We start from the raw sequence: 13,987 nt of genomic DNA, 5'->3' as shown, positions 1-13,987 counted from the left end.
ACCGGCGACGAAGTCAAAGGCAGCCTCGCAGGCCCCGTTGGCGCGTCAGCCCAAGTTCCGCAACTGCAGCGGCATAGACGGCACCTTCCAGGTTCCCGCATCCCAGAAATGCCCATTGAGCGGCTACGCGCATTATTGAGAGTCTGAACCGCCCTAGAGGCGCGACCAGGCGCCAACCTCATACCTGCAGACCACAACGCTTTGATTTGCAATTACCTCGGCCCGCATTCGCTCTTGCAGGCTGTCGGGGCCAAGTTCCGAAACGCTGATAACGCCCGACTGCTCCATGACAGGAGCCATGGTCACGGCGAGATCGGACAAGAGGTCAATGCCGCTTAGCGTATCAGACCCGCCACCCGCCAAGGCACTCACCGCCATAGTCGGGGCTGGCAGTCCGGCCTTGATGAAGGCGGAATGGAGTCCAAGTCCCATGTTGGGGTTTGTCCCCACTCTGTGAAAGGTCTCGACTATGCACCGAAAGCAGTTGTCGTAAATCGGCGAGGAAGGCGACGATGCTGTCCCGGTCCAGTCGACTTCGTGGAAAACGATAATGCCTCCAGGCCGCAGATGCCTCGCTATTCCCCTCAGCATGGCGACGGGATCTGGCGAGAACATCAGAACGTAACGGCCCACAATTGCATCGAACGGACTGTCGAACGCAAAAGCCGCTGGATCGCACTCGTTAAAGGTAACGTTGTCCAGGGCGAGCTGCCTGGCCCTTTCCCGAGCAGCTTTGACCGCTACCGATGATCTGTCGGAACCGACGACCTTGCCGGTAGGCCCGACCATTTCGGCGGCAAGAAAGGCAACATCGCCAGCGCCGCTGCCGATATCAAGTACCCGCATCCCGGATTGGATACCTGCCCTGCTGAAATACTGACGCGTCATCGGATCAACCAACGCCGCCTGAGTCGCCAAGCGACGCAGCTCCCGATCCGAATGGCCCAGTTCGTATTCGTGATGCCGCTTCTGCTGGATCTCTTCCTCTGGCATGGCTGTGACCCCCTCTGTCACAATTGAACGATATGCTTATTCACCAAAGCGAGCCATCAATCGGCGGTTGTCGCTGATTGGGTCATGTCGGTTGGTGCTAGGCAAAGCGCCCCCAGCCACCTCTGTTCATAGGCCTTGATGTGGATGTATGCGAGCAAGGGCGTCTGCATCCGCTCACGCAGTAAGTTATTTGACCGCCTTCGATTGAACGCTAGGCCGAGTACTAAGCGCCGATTGCCGCATGGGGTCGGTTCCCGTCCCATGCGTGTTGAGGCCGCCTGCTGTGAGCGTTTACGACAGATTTTCCCTGGACGGGCGCGTGGCGCTGATCACCGGAGGCGGGCAGGGACTCGGTTTCGAGATTGCGCTCGCGTTTGCCGAAGCTGGAGCCCATGTCGTTGTGACCGGACGCACCGCCGCAACGCTCGACGCCGCCGTCGCCGCCATCACACAGGGCGGCGGCAGCGCGCAGGCGGCGATCTTCGACATGGCGGACCTGGAGGCGGGCCGCATCGCGATCGCCGATATCCACAAGGCCTGCGGCCGGCTCGATATCCTCGTCAACAATGTCGGCGCCCGCGACAGGCGGCCGCTCGCCGCGTTCAGCGACGACGCTATCCTTGATCTGATCAAGACGGACCTCTTGTCGGCGATCTCGCTGTCGCGCGAAGCGGCGGAGCTCATGAAGGCCCAGGGCCACGGCCGTCTGATCGCGGTGACCTCGATCGTTGGCGAGATGGCGCGGCCCGGCGACGCCATCTATCCTGCCGCCAAGCAGGGACTGACGGGCTTGATGCGCAGCATGGCTGTCGAGTATGGCGCGCATGGGGTGACGAGCAACGCCATCGCGCCAGGAATGTTCGCCACCGAGACCAATGCCGCGATGGCGGAAAACCCGGATATGGTTGCCTTCGCCCGCCAGCGGGTTCCGCTGCAGCGCTGGGGTCGGCCGCGGGAGATCGCTGGTGCTGCACTTTTCCTTGCCAGCGATGCGGCCTCCTTCGTCAACGGGCATGTCTGACTGTTGACGGCGGCATGTCTGTGCAGTTGTGACGATTTTCGGTCGGAACTTGCCGTTCGTGCCCGGAACACGGGACGTTGGTGCGGGGTTTTCAGACCGATCCACCAGGTTGGTGCGCGGCGATCGCTTTGAGAAAGACCGCACCGAACTCCCTAAGCTTCGCCGCCCCGACGCCGTTCACTTCGGCGAAGGCGTCGAGGTCGCTCGGGCAGCGCGCGGCCATGTCGATCAGCGCGCGATCGGAGAAGATCACATAGGCCGGCACCTGGCGCTCCTTGGCGAGCCGCAGCCGCAGTGTCTTGAGCGTGGCCAGCAGCGAAGCGTCCAGGCCTTCGGTATCCATGGCGGCGCCCTGGGCGGAACGCATTTTGCCGCGCGCTGCACGGTGACGCGTCTCGACGCGGTACTGGAACGGGATCTCGCCACGGCCGAGTGCATGGCCCTTCTCGGCGATGGCGAGGCCGCCATGGCCGCCCGGATCCGGCATCAGAAACCCGCCCGCGACGAGCTGCCGTATCAGTGACAGCCAGAAATCCTTCTTGTGCGCCGCACCGCTGCCGAAGCTGGCGAGCCTGTGATGGCTCCTGGCCAGGATCTTCTCGGTTTCATGGCCGAGCAGGACATCGATGATGTGCGCCGCACCAAAGCGCTCACCGGTCTGCGCGATCGCCGCCAGGATGAACCGCGCCTCGGCTGCACCATCCGCGCGAGGCGTCTGATCCAGGCAATTGTCGCAATTGCCGCAGGACGAAGCTTCCTCGCCGAAATAGCCGAGCAGCACCTGGCGCCGGCACTCGGCCGTCTCGCAATAGCCGATCAAGGTGTCGAGCCGGCCGTGCGAGCGCCTCTTGTGCTCCGCCGGCGTCGCCTCGTCTTCGATGAAAAGCCGGCGCATGCGGATATCGCCGAGGCCGAAAAGCATGCGCGCCTCCGCCGCCCGCCCATCGCGGCCGGCGCGGCCGATCTCCTGGTAGTAGGCCTCCAGGCTGCCCGGCAGATCGGTGTGGAAGACATAGGCGACATCGGGCTTGTCGATGCCCATGCCGAAAGCGATGGTCGCCACCATCACCACGCCGGGCAGCGTCATGAAGCTGTTCTGGTTGGCGTCGCGCGCCTCCTTGCTCATGCCGGCATGATAGGCGAGCGCGGTGACGCCGTTTTTCTCGAGGAACGCCGCCACATCCTCCGTCTTCTTGCGCGACAGGCAGTAGACGATGCCGCTGCGGCCGGCGTGGCGCTGCACGAAGTCGAGCAACTGGCGCTTGCTGTCCTGCTTGGGCTCGATGCCAAGCTTGATGTTCGGCCGGTCGAAACCCAGCACCAGCGTTTCGACGCGCCCGGCAAACAGCCGCGCCTCGATGTCGGTGCGCGTCGCCTCGTCCGCCGTCGCCGTCAGCGCGATGATCGGCACGTTCGGAAAGATGTCGCGCAGCCGTGACAACTCCTCATATTCGCGCCGGAACGCCGGCCCCCATTGCGAGATGCAATGCGCCTCGTCGATGGCGATCAGGCTGATGTCGAGCCTGGCAAGCGCCTCGATCATGCGATCGGTCATCAGCCGTTCCGGCGCGAGATAGAGCAGGCGCGTCTGGCCCGCCGCGACGCGTCGCCATGCCGCGACATTGGCCTCGCGATCGATCGAGGAGTTAATCGTGTCGGCGGCAACGCCGGCAAGGCGCAACGCCGCGACCTGGTCCTGCATCAGCGCCACCAGCGGCGAAACGACGATGGTGAGCCCACCCAAGACCAGCGCCGGAACCTGGTAGCAAAGCGACTTGCCCGCACCAGTCGGCATAACCGCCAGCACGTGGCGCCCGGCCAGCAACGCCTCCGTCACGACTGCCTGGCCGGGGCGGAAATCATCGAAGCCGAACACATCCTTCAGGACGCGCCGCCTGACATCGTGTCTGTCCGCCGGAACGCTCGCCGCCGATATCTGCATCACCTTGCCGCCTGCTGTTGAAGCGAATGTGCGGATTTGAGTCCGCCCGCGATTCCGCTGGCGTTCGACTCGCCAAGGACCTGCCGTCCTGCTTGGCCGATAAAGCTGGGCAGTTCCAGCCCTGTTAAGTCTATTTTCACCATCATGCGGCACAGTTGCAGTCCTGCGGCGATGTTTTGAGTACCGCGGCGCCACAAGCGCCCAGGCAACACACCCGCGCTTCTCCGGAAGCGCGGGTTTTCCATTTCTGGAACAGGCCGAAAAAGGGTCAGTCGAGGAAATCGCCGCGCTGCGGCGCAAAGCTGTCGACCAGGCGGCCGTCCTCGAGCGCCTTGACGCCATGCACCAGATTGGACGGGACGATGAAGCTGCTGCCCGCGTCCAGAATTTCGCTCCTGCCGTCGATGGTGACCTCGAAGCGGCCTTCGGCGACATAGCTCGCCTGCACATGCGGGTGCGAATGCGGCGCGCCGATGCCACCCTTTTCGAAGGCGAACTCGACCATCATCAGCTCATCCGTGGTGAGCAGGACGCGTCTGCGGTTGCCGTCCGGCGTCGGCGTACAGGCGCCCTCGCCGGCATGCGAAAAAGATTTTTGTCCCGGTCATTTGCTCTTCCTCATCGCGCCAGCCAGCCGCCGTCCACCGGCACCACGGCGCCATGCATATAGTCGGACGCCGGCGCCAACAGGAAGACGGCGGCGTCGCCGATGTCCTCCGGTCCGCCCCAGCGCCCGGCCGGAATGCGCGCCAGGATCGCCGCGCTGCGGTCTGGATCGGCGCGCAGCGCCTCGGTGTTGCTGGTCTCGATATAGCCCGGCGCAATGGCGTTGACGTTGATGCCTTTTTGCGCCCATTCGCAGGCGAGCAGCCTTGTGATGCCGAGCACGCCATGCTTCGACGCCGTGTAGGAAGCGACTCGGATGCCGCCCTGAAAACTCAGCACCGAGGCGATGTTGACGATCTTGCCGCGCCGTCCCGGATCGGCAAGCACATGCCTGGCAAAGCCCTGGCTGAGCATGAAAACCGTCTTCAGATTGACGTCGATGACATCGTCCCAGTCGGTCTCAATGTAATGGTCGGGCACGACGAGCAACTGCGCCGGATCGGGAAACGGCTCGTTGAGCGCATACCAGCGCGGATCGGTGTGGCCATGCGGGCTGACGATCGGCAGGTACTTTATGCCGGCATAGAGGCTGCGGGCGAGCGAGCGCGAAGACGCTTCGGGTGGAAACAGCAGATCCGGATCGGCCAGCGCGATCATCGAAAGCGGCTCCTCCCAAGTGCGATATCGGTACGGTCGGGCAGGAATGATGTCAACGTCGTTGCCGGGATTTGGTGTCCTTGCGACAAGAGGAAACTGGTGTTACGCCGCTTGCGATCCGCCGCGCAGGAGCACCTATGCACTCCACCCCGCCAGCCCGATTGAAGCCATGACGCGCCGCCATCTGTCCGACGCGACGCTGCGGCCACTGCCGGAGCAGGTCGCAATCCCCTCATATGATCGCAAAAGCGTCACGCCGGGTATCGTCCATCTCGGCGTCGGCGCCTTCCACCGCGCCCACCAGGCCGTCTATGTCGACGACTGCCTGGCGGCGGGAGAGACGGATTGGGGCATTGTCGGCGTTTCCTTGCGCAGCGCCGACACACGCGACGCGCTGGCACCGCAGGACGGGCTCTACACGCTGGCGATCAGGAGCAGCGGCGGCGAACAACTGCGCGTCGTCGGCTCGATCCTGTCGATGCTGGTGGCGCCGGAGGATCCGGGCGCGGTGCTGGCCGTGCTCAGCGATCCACGCACCCGCATCGTCACGCTGACGATCACCGAAAAGGCTTATCTGAGGGCGACGGGCGGCGGACTGGACGCCGCCCATCCCGACATTGTCCATGATCTGGCGAACCCCCATGCGCCGAAGACCGCGCATGGGTTTCTCGCCGAGGCGCTGGCGCGCCGCCGCGCCGCCGGCACGCCACCCTTCACCGTGCTTTGCTGCGACAATCTCCCTGCCAACGGCGCCACGTTGCACCGGCTGCTGGTCGAGTTCGCCGCACTGCGTGATGCAAGGCTCGGAGCGAAGCACGATGCAGGGCTCGGTGCGAAGCACGATGCAGGGCTCGGTGCGAAGCACGATGCAGGGCTCGCGAGTGATGCCCGCCTCGCGTCTTCAGGCAATGCCTCGCTCGCCGGCCATATCGCCGACGAGGTCGCCTTTCCTTCAAGCATGGTCGACCGCATCGTGCCGGCGACCACCGATGCTGACCGGGTGCGGATCACCGGAGAGCTGGGCGTCGAGGATGCCTGGCCCGTGATGACCGAGCCGTTCTGCCAGTGGGTGATCGAGGATGATTTCCCGGCGGGCCGGCCGGCCTGGGAGAAATTCGGTGCCACCATGGTCGGCGATGTCCGGCCTTTCGAGGACATGAAGCTCAGGTTGCTCAACGGCTCGCATTCGGCGATCGCCTATCTCGGCCTGCTCAGCGGCCACGCGACGGTCGACCGCGCCTTCGCCGATCCGGCCATCCGGCAGTTCGTCGATGCTTTGTGGGCCGAAGCCATTTCCACGCTGCCGGAGGATGCCGGGCTCGACACAAGCGCCTATACGGCGGAACTCGCCGAGCGTTTTTCCAACACAGCTCTCGCCCACCGCACGGCGCAGATCGCCAATGATGGCAGCCAGAAGCTGCCGCAGCGCATTGTCGCCTCCGCCGTCGAGTGCGTCGAAGCCGGCACTGAGCTGGTGCATCTCACACTGGTGGTGGCCGCCTGGATCGCCGCCTGCTCGGCGCGCGGAAGGACCTTGCCGGAGGGTCATTTCACCGATCCGCTCGACGCGGCACTGACGGCACTTTTGAGCCAGCAACTGCCGGCGAACGAAACCGTGGCGGCAGTGTTCGATCTGGCCGGCTTCGCCAGCGACCATGCCGAGCGCCAGATGCTGATTGAGCTCGTGGCCGTCCATCTCGTGCACCTGCGACGGGACGGTCCGGCTCTGGCCTTTGCAGCGCTCGGCATAGAGAGCGATTAATTATTGGCCGGACCTTGAGTTGGCTCAGACCCGGCTCGCTTCAGACCTATTTGCCGGCCGAACCATCCAGCGTCTGCCGAGACGAATGGTCGGTGCCTTTGGAATTCCAAAACAGTCGTACAGCCTTGCCAACCAGATTTTCATAGGGAACAAATCCGACAGAGAACCGGCTGTCGGAGGCATTGTCGCGATTGTCACCAAGCACGAAATAGTGGCCCTCGGGGACCTCAAACTCGCGCGCGTTGTCGCCGATGGAATTGTCAGTCAGGTCGAGAACGGAATGGGTGGCACCCCCCGGGAGGGCCTCGCTTTGACGTTTGGCGTTCGAGAACTCTTCGGAAGAAAAAAACCGATATCCTCGAGTCCTACCGCCACATCGCTGATGTGAAGCACCCCATCAATGATCTGGATCTTCTCGCCGGGGAGGCCGACGATCCGCTGGATGTAGTCCACGGTGGGGTCGGGCGGGAATTTGAAGACCACCACATCCCCCCTCTTGGGTTCCGCGCCGAATACCCGCCCTTCGATCGGCAGCAAACCGAAGGGAACGCTGTGACGGCTGTAGCCATATGCGAATTTGGAGACGAAGAGATAGTCGCCTTCCTCGAGCGTTGGCACCATGCTGCTGGACGAAATCGAAAAAGGTTGGAACAGAAACGAACGGATCGCAAAAGCAGCCACGGGCGAGCTGAGAAAGACCAGCATCAGCACTGAAAACCCGTGCGAATACCATCTGTCCGGCTTGAATCGGTGCGCGAAGGGTACGACGAGCGCCACCCAGACGGCCATCAAACCGATGCCTGAAAGATTGGCCACCCAGCCAAGATCGACACCCGGCAACACCGGAAAACCGGCGTAGACGATCGCGAAAGTGATGGCGCTGATGACCACCAGGCTGGCGACCGCCAGTCTTCCGTTGCCGATCCAAAGGAACCCGCCGAACGGGCCGCCAAAGGCCGACACCAGGGCCGTCGACCATCTGGATCGCGAGGCTGTTTCCCGTTGCGCTGCTTCTTCCGTCATCGGCCACCCCCATGCCAAGGCAGCCGGACTGTCCATCAAACAAAAAAGCGGGGCAAGCCCGCTTGTTCAATCTATCGTTGTGGGGTGCCTCAAGCCGGCGGGATGGCGCCTTCCAGCGTGGTGAGCTGGCTAAGGAACTGCTCGGCCTTGCTGCGGGCCTCGTCGTCCTTGGCGTCGGCGGCGTCTTCCCTGGCTTCCTGGATGCGGCGTGCCAGGTCGGCGCGGTCGATGTCACCGACGGCGACCGCCGACTCGGCAAGCAGCGTGCAGCCGGCCGAAACGATGTCGGCAAAGCCACCGAACACCACGTAACGCTCTTCCTTGCCTCCGGCGGTCTTCACCGTGACGACGCCGGGCTTGATCGTGGTCATGACCGGCGCGTGGTAGGCCATGACGGTCATCTCGCCTTCGGCGCCCGGAATAACGACGGACTCGACCTGCTCGGACACCAGCAGGCGCTCCGGCGAGACCAGTTCGAATTGGAAAGCTTCAGCCATGATCAATTTAGCGAGCAGGGAATAGTGAGTAGTCAGTAGTGAAGGGGTCCAAACGGCCCGGCTTACACACTTGCTATTCTCTACTCACTACTCACTACTCCCTATTCGCTTGCTTATGCCGCTTCGGCCGCCAGGCGCTGTGCCTTCTCGACCGCTTCCTCGATGCCGCCGACCATGTAGAAGGCAGCTTCCGGCAGGTGATCGTAGTCACCGTTGCAGAGGCCCTTGAAGCCCTTGATGGTGTCGGCGAGGTCGACCAGCTTGCCCGGCGAACCCGTGAACACTTCGGCGACGAAGAAGGGCTGCGACAGGAAGCGCTCGATCTTGCGGGCGCGAGCCACCGTCTGCTTGTCCTCTTCCGACAGTTCGTCCATGCCCAGAATGGCGATGATGTCCTGCAGCGACTTGTAGCGCTGGAGGATCGACTGCACCTGGCGCGCGACGCCATAGTGCTCTTCACCGACGACCAGCGGGTCGAGCATGCGCGAGGTCGAATCCAGCGGGTCGACCGCCGGATAGATGCCCTTTTCCGAGATCGCGCGGTTGAGCACGGTCGTCGCGTCCAGGTGGGCGAAGGAGGTCGCCGGCGCCGGGTCGGTCAGATCGTCGGCCGGCACGTAGATGGCCTGCACCGAAGTGATCGAGCCCTTGGTCGTCGTGGTGATACGTTCCTGCAGCGCACCCATGTCGGTGGCCAGCGTCGGCTGATAGCCCACGGCCGAAGGAATACGGCCGAGCAGCGCCGACACTTCCGAACCCGCCTGCGTGAAGCGGAAGATGTTGTCGACGAAGAACAGCACGTCCTGGCCCTGGTCGCGGAAATATTCGGCGACCGTCAGCCCGGTCAAGCCGACGCGAGCGCGGGCGCCCGGCGGCTCGTTCATCTGGCCAAAGACAAGTGCTGCCTTGGAGCCTTCGCCGCCGCCCTTCTTGTTGACACCGGATTCGATGAACTCGTGGAAGAGATCGTTGCCTTCGCGCGTGCGCTCTCCGACGCCGGCAAACACCGAGAAGCCGCCATGCGCCTTGGCGACGTTGTTGATCAGTTCCTGGATCAGCACCGTCTTGCCGACGCCTGCGCCGCCGAACAAGCCGATCTTGCCGCCGCGAGCGTAAGGCGCCAGCAGGTCAAGAACCTTGATGCCGGTGACGAGGATCTGCGCTTCCGTCGACTGATCGACATAGGACGGCGCCGGCTGGTGGATGGCGCGCATTTCGATGCCGTCGACCGGGCCTTCTTCGTCGACCGGCTCACCGATGACGTTGATGATACGGCCGAGCATGCCCGGACCGACCGGCACGGTGATCGGCGCGCCGGTGTCATAGACATCCTGGCCGCGGACCAGACCTTCGGTCGAATCCATGGCGATGCAGCGCACGGTGTTCTCGCCGAGATGCTGGGCCACTTCGAGCACCAGACGGTTGCCGACGTTGATCGTCTCCAGCGCGTTCAGGATCGCCGGCAGATGTTCGCCGAACTGCACGTCGACAACGGCACCGATCACCTGCCGAACCTTGCCGACCGCACCCGTCTTCTTGATGGTAACGGCTGGCGTCTTGGCTGCAGCGGCCTTGGCCGGCGCTGCCGCCTTCTTGGCCGGAGCGGCCTTCACTGCTGCTGCCGGAGCCTTTGCTGGTGCCGCCTTCGCTGCGGTCTTCGGGGTCGCTGCTTTCGCCATCGTCTTTACCCTTTTTCGTCTCTCTGTTTCTCACACGATCCGCTTGAAGGTCGGCGACCTTCGTGGGAGCGCGCCTAGAGCGCTTCGGCGCCCGAAATGATTTCGATCAGTTCCTTGGTGATCTGCGCCTGCCGCTGGCGGTTATAGGTGATCGACAATTTGTTGATCATGTCGCCGGCGTTGCGGGTCGCATTGTCCATGGCGCTCATCTTGGCACCCATCTCGCCGGCCGCGTTTTCGAGCAGCGCCCGGAAAACCTGCACGGAGATGTTGCGCGGAATGAGGTCGGCGAGGATTTCGCCCGGCTCCGGCTCGTATTCATAGACGGCGCTGCCGCCATCCGTCGCCTCGGCCGGGGCGGAAGCCAAACCGGCCGGAATGATCTGCTGCGCCGTCGGGATCTGGCTGATCACCGACTTGAACTGCGAATAGAACAGCGTGCAGATGTCGAAGTTGCCCTCGTTGAAGAGGTTGACGATCTTCTTGGCAATGGCATCGGCATTGACGAAGCCAAGCGTCCTCACTTCGCGCAGGTCGACACGATCGAGGATCAGTGACGCGTAATCGCGACGCAGGATGTCGAACCCCTTCTTGCCGACGCAGATAATCTTGACCTGCTTGCCATCGGCCAGCAGCTTGCGAATGTGATCGCGGGCGAGGCGGGCGATCTGCGAATTGAAGCCGCCGCACAGGCCGCGCTCGGCGGTACAGACGACGAGCAGGTGCACGTCATCCTTGCCGGTGCCGGTCATCAGCGCCGGGGCATCGCCACCGTCGCCGATCGCCTGGGTGATGTTGGCCAGCACCGCGCCCATGCGCTCCGAATAGGGGCGCGCCGCTTCCGCCGCTTCCTGCGCGCGGCGCAGCTTCGCCGCGGCGACCATCTGCATCGCCTTGGTGATCTTCTGCGTCGCCTTGACCGAGGCGATACGGTTACGAAGGTCTTTTAATGAAGGCATGCTTCAAACCTGATCCAACCCAATCGGCTTCGTTCAAGCAAAGGTCTTGGCAAAGGCGTCGATTTCCGCCTTCAGCTTGGCGCGCAGATCGTCCGACAGCGCCTTCTCCTTGCGGATACCGTCAAGCACGGCCTTGCCGGCCGAGCGCATATGGCTGAGCAGGCCATGCTCGAACTTGCTGACCTGGTTGATCGTCAGCTTGTCGAGATAGCCGTTGACGCCGGCAAAGATCACCGCGACCTGCTCCTCGACCTTCAGCGGCGAGAATTGCGGCTGCTTCAAAAGCTCGGTCAGGCGCGATCCGCGGTTGAGCAGGCGCTGCGTGGCGGCGTCGAGATCGGAGCCGAACTGCGCGAAGGCCGCCATTTCGCGGTACTGTGCGAGCTCGCCCTTGATCGAGCCGGCGACCTGCTTCATCGCCTTGATCTGCGCCGAGGAACCGACGCGTGACACCGACAGGCCGACATTGACCGCCGGGCGGACGCCCTGGAAGAACAGGTTGGTTTCCAGGAATATCTGGCCGTCGGTGATCGAGATGACGTTGGTCGGGATATAGGCCGACACGTCGTTGGCCTGCGTCTCGATGATCGGCAGCGCAGTCAGCGAACCACCGCCATTGTCGTCATTGAGCTTGGCCGCCCGCTCGAGAAGGCGCGAGTGCAGGTAGAACACGTCACCCGGATAGGCTTCGCGGCCCGGCGGGCGGCGCAGCAACAGCGACATCTGGCGATAGGCGACCGCCTGCTTCGACAGATCGTCATAGCTGATCAGCGCGTGCATCCCGTTGTCGCGGAAATATTCGCCCATGGTGCATGCGGTGAACGGCGCCAGGTACTGCATCGGCGCCGGGTCGGAAGCGGTGGCGGCGACGATGATCGAATAGTCGAGCGCGCCGCGCTCTTCGAGAACTTTCACGAACTGCGCAACGGTCGAGCGCTTCTGGCCGATGGCGACGTAGACGCAGTAGAGCTTTTCCTTCTCCGGCCCGTTGTCGTGCACCGACTTCTGGTTGAGCATCGTGTCGAGGATGATCGCGGTCTTGCCGGTCTGACGGTCACCGATGACGAGCTCGCGCTGGCCACGGCCGACCGGGATCAGCGCGTCGATGGCCTTGAGGCCGGTCGACATCGGCTCGTTCACCGACTTGCGCGGGATGATGCCGGGCGCCTTGACGTCGACGCGCTTGCGCTCGGTCGCCTTGATCGGGCCCTTGCCGTCGATCGGATTGCCGAGTGCGTCGACGACGCGGCCGAGCAGGCCCATGCCGACAGGCGTGTCGACGATGGCGCCAGTGCGCTTGACGATGTCGCCTTCCTTGATGTCGCGGTCGGCGCCGAAGATGACGACGCCGACATTGTCGGCTTCGAGGTTGAGCGCCATGCCGCGGATGCCGCCGGGGAACTCGACCATTTCGCCGGCCTGGACGTTGTCGAGGCCGTAGACGCGGGCGATGCCGTCACCGACGGACAGCACCTGGCCAACTTCGGAGACCTCGGCCTCCTTGCCGAAATTCTTGATCTGGTCTTTCAGAATTGCGGAAATTTCCGCGGCGCGGATGTCCATCAGCCGACCTCTTTCAGTGCAAGCTTGAGCGAATTGAGTTTGGTTTTTAATGACGTATCGATCTGGCGCGAGCCCATCTTGACCACCAGTCCGCCGAGCAGCGACGGATCGACGGTGACGGTGATGGCCACATCCTTGCCGGCAACGCTCTTCAGCGCCGCCTTCAGTTCGGCCTGCTGGGCTGCAGTCAGTTCGTGCGCCGAGGTGACCTCGGCGGCAGCCTCGCCACGATGCTCCGCGGCGATCTGGCGGAACGCCTTGATCATGCCCGGCACCGCGAACAGACGGCGGTTCTTGGCGACGACGCGCAGGAAATTGCCGGTCAGCCCGGTGATCCCGGCCTTGTCGGCGATCGCCGCGATCGCCTTGGCCTGGTCCTCGCTGGAGAACACCGGGCTCTTGATCAGGCGCATCAGGTCGGCGCTGCCTTCCAGCATCGCCTCGAAACTGTTGAGGTCGGCTTCGACCTTGGCAACGGAATTTGCCTGCTGCGCGAGTTCGAACAGCGAACCCGCGTAGCGTTCTGCGACACCTGAGATTGGCGATGACGATTGGGCCACGGACCGTCTTTTCTCTTGTCTGACAGGCCGCAGATTGTTGGCGCGAGCGAGAACTCTGGCTAAATCTTTGACCTTACTGCATTTTTCCAAGCACGAAGACGCGGCTTCCGCTATCCCCGGCCGAAAGTCGATTGCCGTCTAGCACAGGCCTTTTAAGACCGCAATGCGTCGTTCCGCATGGTTTTCAGGCACTTTTGTCGCATCCAGCGGTGGAGTTCGACCGAAGCCGTTGGATTCAAGGCAAAAAGCCGAAGACAAAGGCCAGCGGCAGCGCCGCCAGCACCAGTTCCACAATGATCGATGCCCAGTTGAAAGGCGTGTTGGCGCCGTCCGACATCATCGACAGCAAGCGGCCGAAGGCGGTGAACAGCCAGGAGAAGCCGAGCGCCATGTAGAGCCACGGCTGCGCCAGCAATATGCAGCACAGGCTGACGCCGAGATAGAAGCCGGACATTCGGCCGCGCCCTTCGGCGATCGCCGCCGCTTTCTCGGGCTTGACCTGCAGCCTGAGTATCCGGAAGGCGAGGTTCGGCGCCAGGAACAGCACGAGGCCGAGAGCCAAGGTCACGACGGCGCTCGACCATGCCAGCCACTCGCCCTGGCTCGTCGGCCATGGAAACACAAAATCCATCTGTCTCGATCCCCTCACAGCAATGCAATGTGCATTGAATGTCGCCGGGAAGGGAAGTCAAGCGCGCAACTGGGCGTCGGGGTTTCGGCATCAA

At 63.3% G+C, this 13,987-nt stretch carries 10 protein-coding genes and 3 pseudogenes; 2 read left to right on the top strand and 11 right to left on the bottom strand.

What is annotated here, in order from left to right; translation table 11 throughout:
• Positions 1-153 precede the first annotated feature (153 nt).
• Positions 154-993 carry a class I SAM-dependent methyltransferase gene (locus AC1RUK_RS29715; protein WP_481837777.1) on the bottom strand — a complete coding sequence of 280 codons (840 nt, stop codon included), beginning with the start codon at positions 991-993 and terminating at the stop codon, positions 154-156.
• 283 nt (positions 994-1,276) lie between these two features.
• On the opposite strand from AC1RUK_RS29715, the pseudogene AC1RUK_RS29710 reads away from it, so the two are divergent.
• Positions 1,277-2,046: pseudogene (locus tag AC1RUK_RS29710) on the top strand (SDR family oxidoreductase).
• A 59-nt stretch (positions 2,047-2,105) separates the two neighbouring features.
• Here AC1RUK_RS29710 and recQ read toward each other — a convergent pair.
• The 3 genes and pseudogenes from recQ to AC1RUK_RS29695 form a co-directional block, all read right to left on the bottom strand.
• A complete protein-coding gene (gene recQ, locus AC1RUK_RS29705; protein WP_481837778.1) occupies positions 2,106-3,956 on the bottom strand; it encodes a DNA helicase RecQ in 1,851 nt (616 codons plus the stop codon).
• Positions 3,957-4,224: 268 nt separating this feature from the next.
• A pseudogene (locus AC1RUK_RS29700) lies at positions 4,225-4,551 on the bottom strand (cupin domain-containing protein); the annotation flags it as partial.
• Between the two features lie 23 nt (positions 4,552-4,574).
• Positions 4,575-5,219 carry an SDR family oxidoreductase gene (locus AC1RUK_RS29695; protein ID WP_481837779.1) on the bottom strand — a complete coding sequence of 215 codons (645 nt, stop codon included), beginning with the start codon at positions 5,217-5,219 and terminating at the stop codon, positions 4,575-4,577.
• Positions 5,220-5,388: 169 nt separating this feature from the next.
• Here AC1RUK_RS29695 and AC1RUK_RS29690 point away from each other — a divergent pair, with 169 nt between their 5' ends.
• Positions 5,389-6,981: a mannitol dehydrogenase family protein gene (locus AC1RUK_RS29690; RefSeq protein WP_481837780.1), complete on the top strand. Its 1,593-nt coding sequence runs from the start codon at positions 5,389-5,391 to the stop codon at positions 6,979-6,981.
• 46 nt (positions 6,982-7,027) lie between these two features.
• Here the strand turns inward: AC1RUK_RS29690 and lepB are convergent.
• The 7 genes and pseudogenes from lepB to AC1RUK_RS29655 form a co-directional block, all read right to left on the bottom strand.
• Positions 7,028-7,686, bottom strand: a pseudogene (gene lepB, locus AC1RUK_RS29685) (signal peptidase I).
• A 407-nt stretch (positions 7,687-8,093) separates the two neighbouring features.
• The gene (locus AC1RUK_RS29680; RefSeq protein ID WP_481837781.1) at positions 8,094-8,501 is read right to left on the bottom strand and encodes a F0F1 ATP synthase subunit epsilon; all 408 of its coding nucleotides are present in this window, start codon (positions 8,499-8,501) and stop codon (positions 8,094-8,096) included.
• 113 nt (positions 8,502-8,614) lie between these two features.
• Positions 8,615-10,180, bottom strand: a complete 1,566-nt coding sequence (gene atpD, locus AC1RUK_RS29675) for a F0F1 ATP synthase subunit beta (RefSeq protein WP_436169705.1) — start codon at positions 10,178-10,180, stop codon at positions 8,615-8,617.
• Between the two features lie 74 nt (positions 10,181-10,254).
• The gene (locus AC1RUK_RS29670; RefSeq protein ID WP_436169706.1) at positions 10,255-11,139 is read right to left on the bottom strand and encodes a F0F1 ATP synthase subunit gamma; all 885 of its coding nucleotides are present in this window, start codon (positions 11,137-11,139) and stop codon (positions 10,255-10,257) included.
• Positions 11,140-11,172: 33 nt separating this feature from the next.
• Complete coding sequence (gene atpA / locus AC1RUK_RS29665) at positions 11,173-12,702, bottom strand: F0F1 ATP synthase subunit alpha (RefSeq protein ID WP_436169707.1); 1,530 nt, start codon at positions 12,700-12,702, stop codon at positions 11,173-11,175.
• Positions 12,702-13,262 (bottom strand): F0F1 ATP synthase subunit delta, encoded by a 561-nt coding sequence (locus AC1RUK_RS29660; RefSeq protein ID WP_481837782.1) that lies wholly within the window; start codon positions 13,260-13,262, stop codon positions 12,702-12,704. The genes atpA and AC1RUK_RS29660 overlap by 1 nt, the downstream gene beginning before the upstream one ends.
• 235 nt (positions 13,263-13,497) lie before the next feature.
• The gene (locus tag AC1RUK_RS29655) at positions 13,498-13,893 is read right to left on the bottom strand and encodes an AGROH133_08824 family phage infection protein (RefSeq protein ID WP_006206550.1); all 396 of its coding nucleotides are present in this window, start codon (positions 13,891-13,893) and stop codon (positions 13,498-13,500) included.
• Positions 13,894-13,987: the final 94 nt, after the last annotated feature.

Source organism: Mesorhizobium monacense, from assembly GCF_056781675.1.
This window is presented reverse-complemented; position numbering and strand designations above follow the sequence as displayed.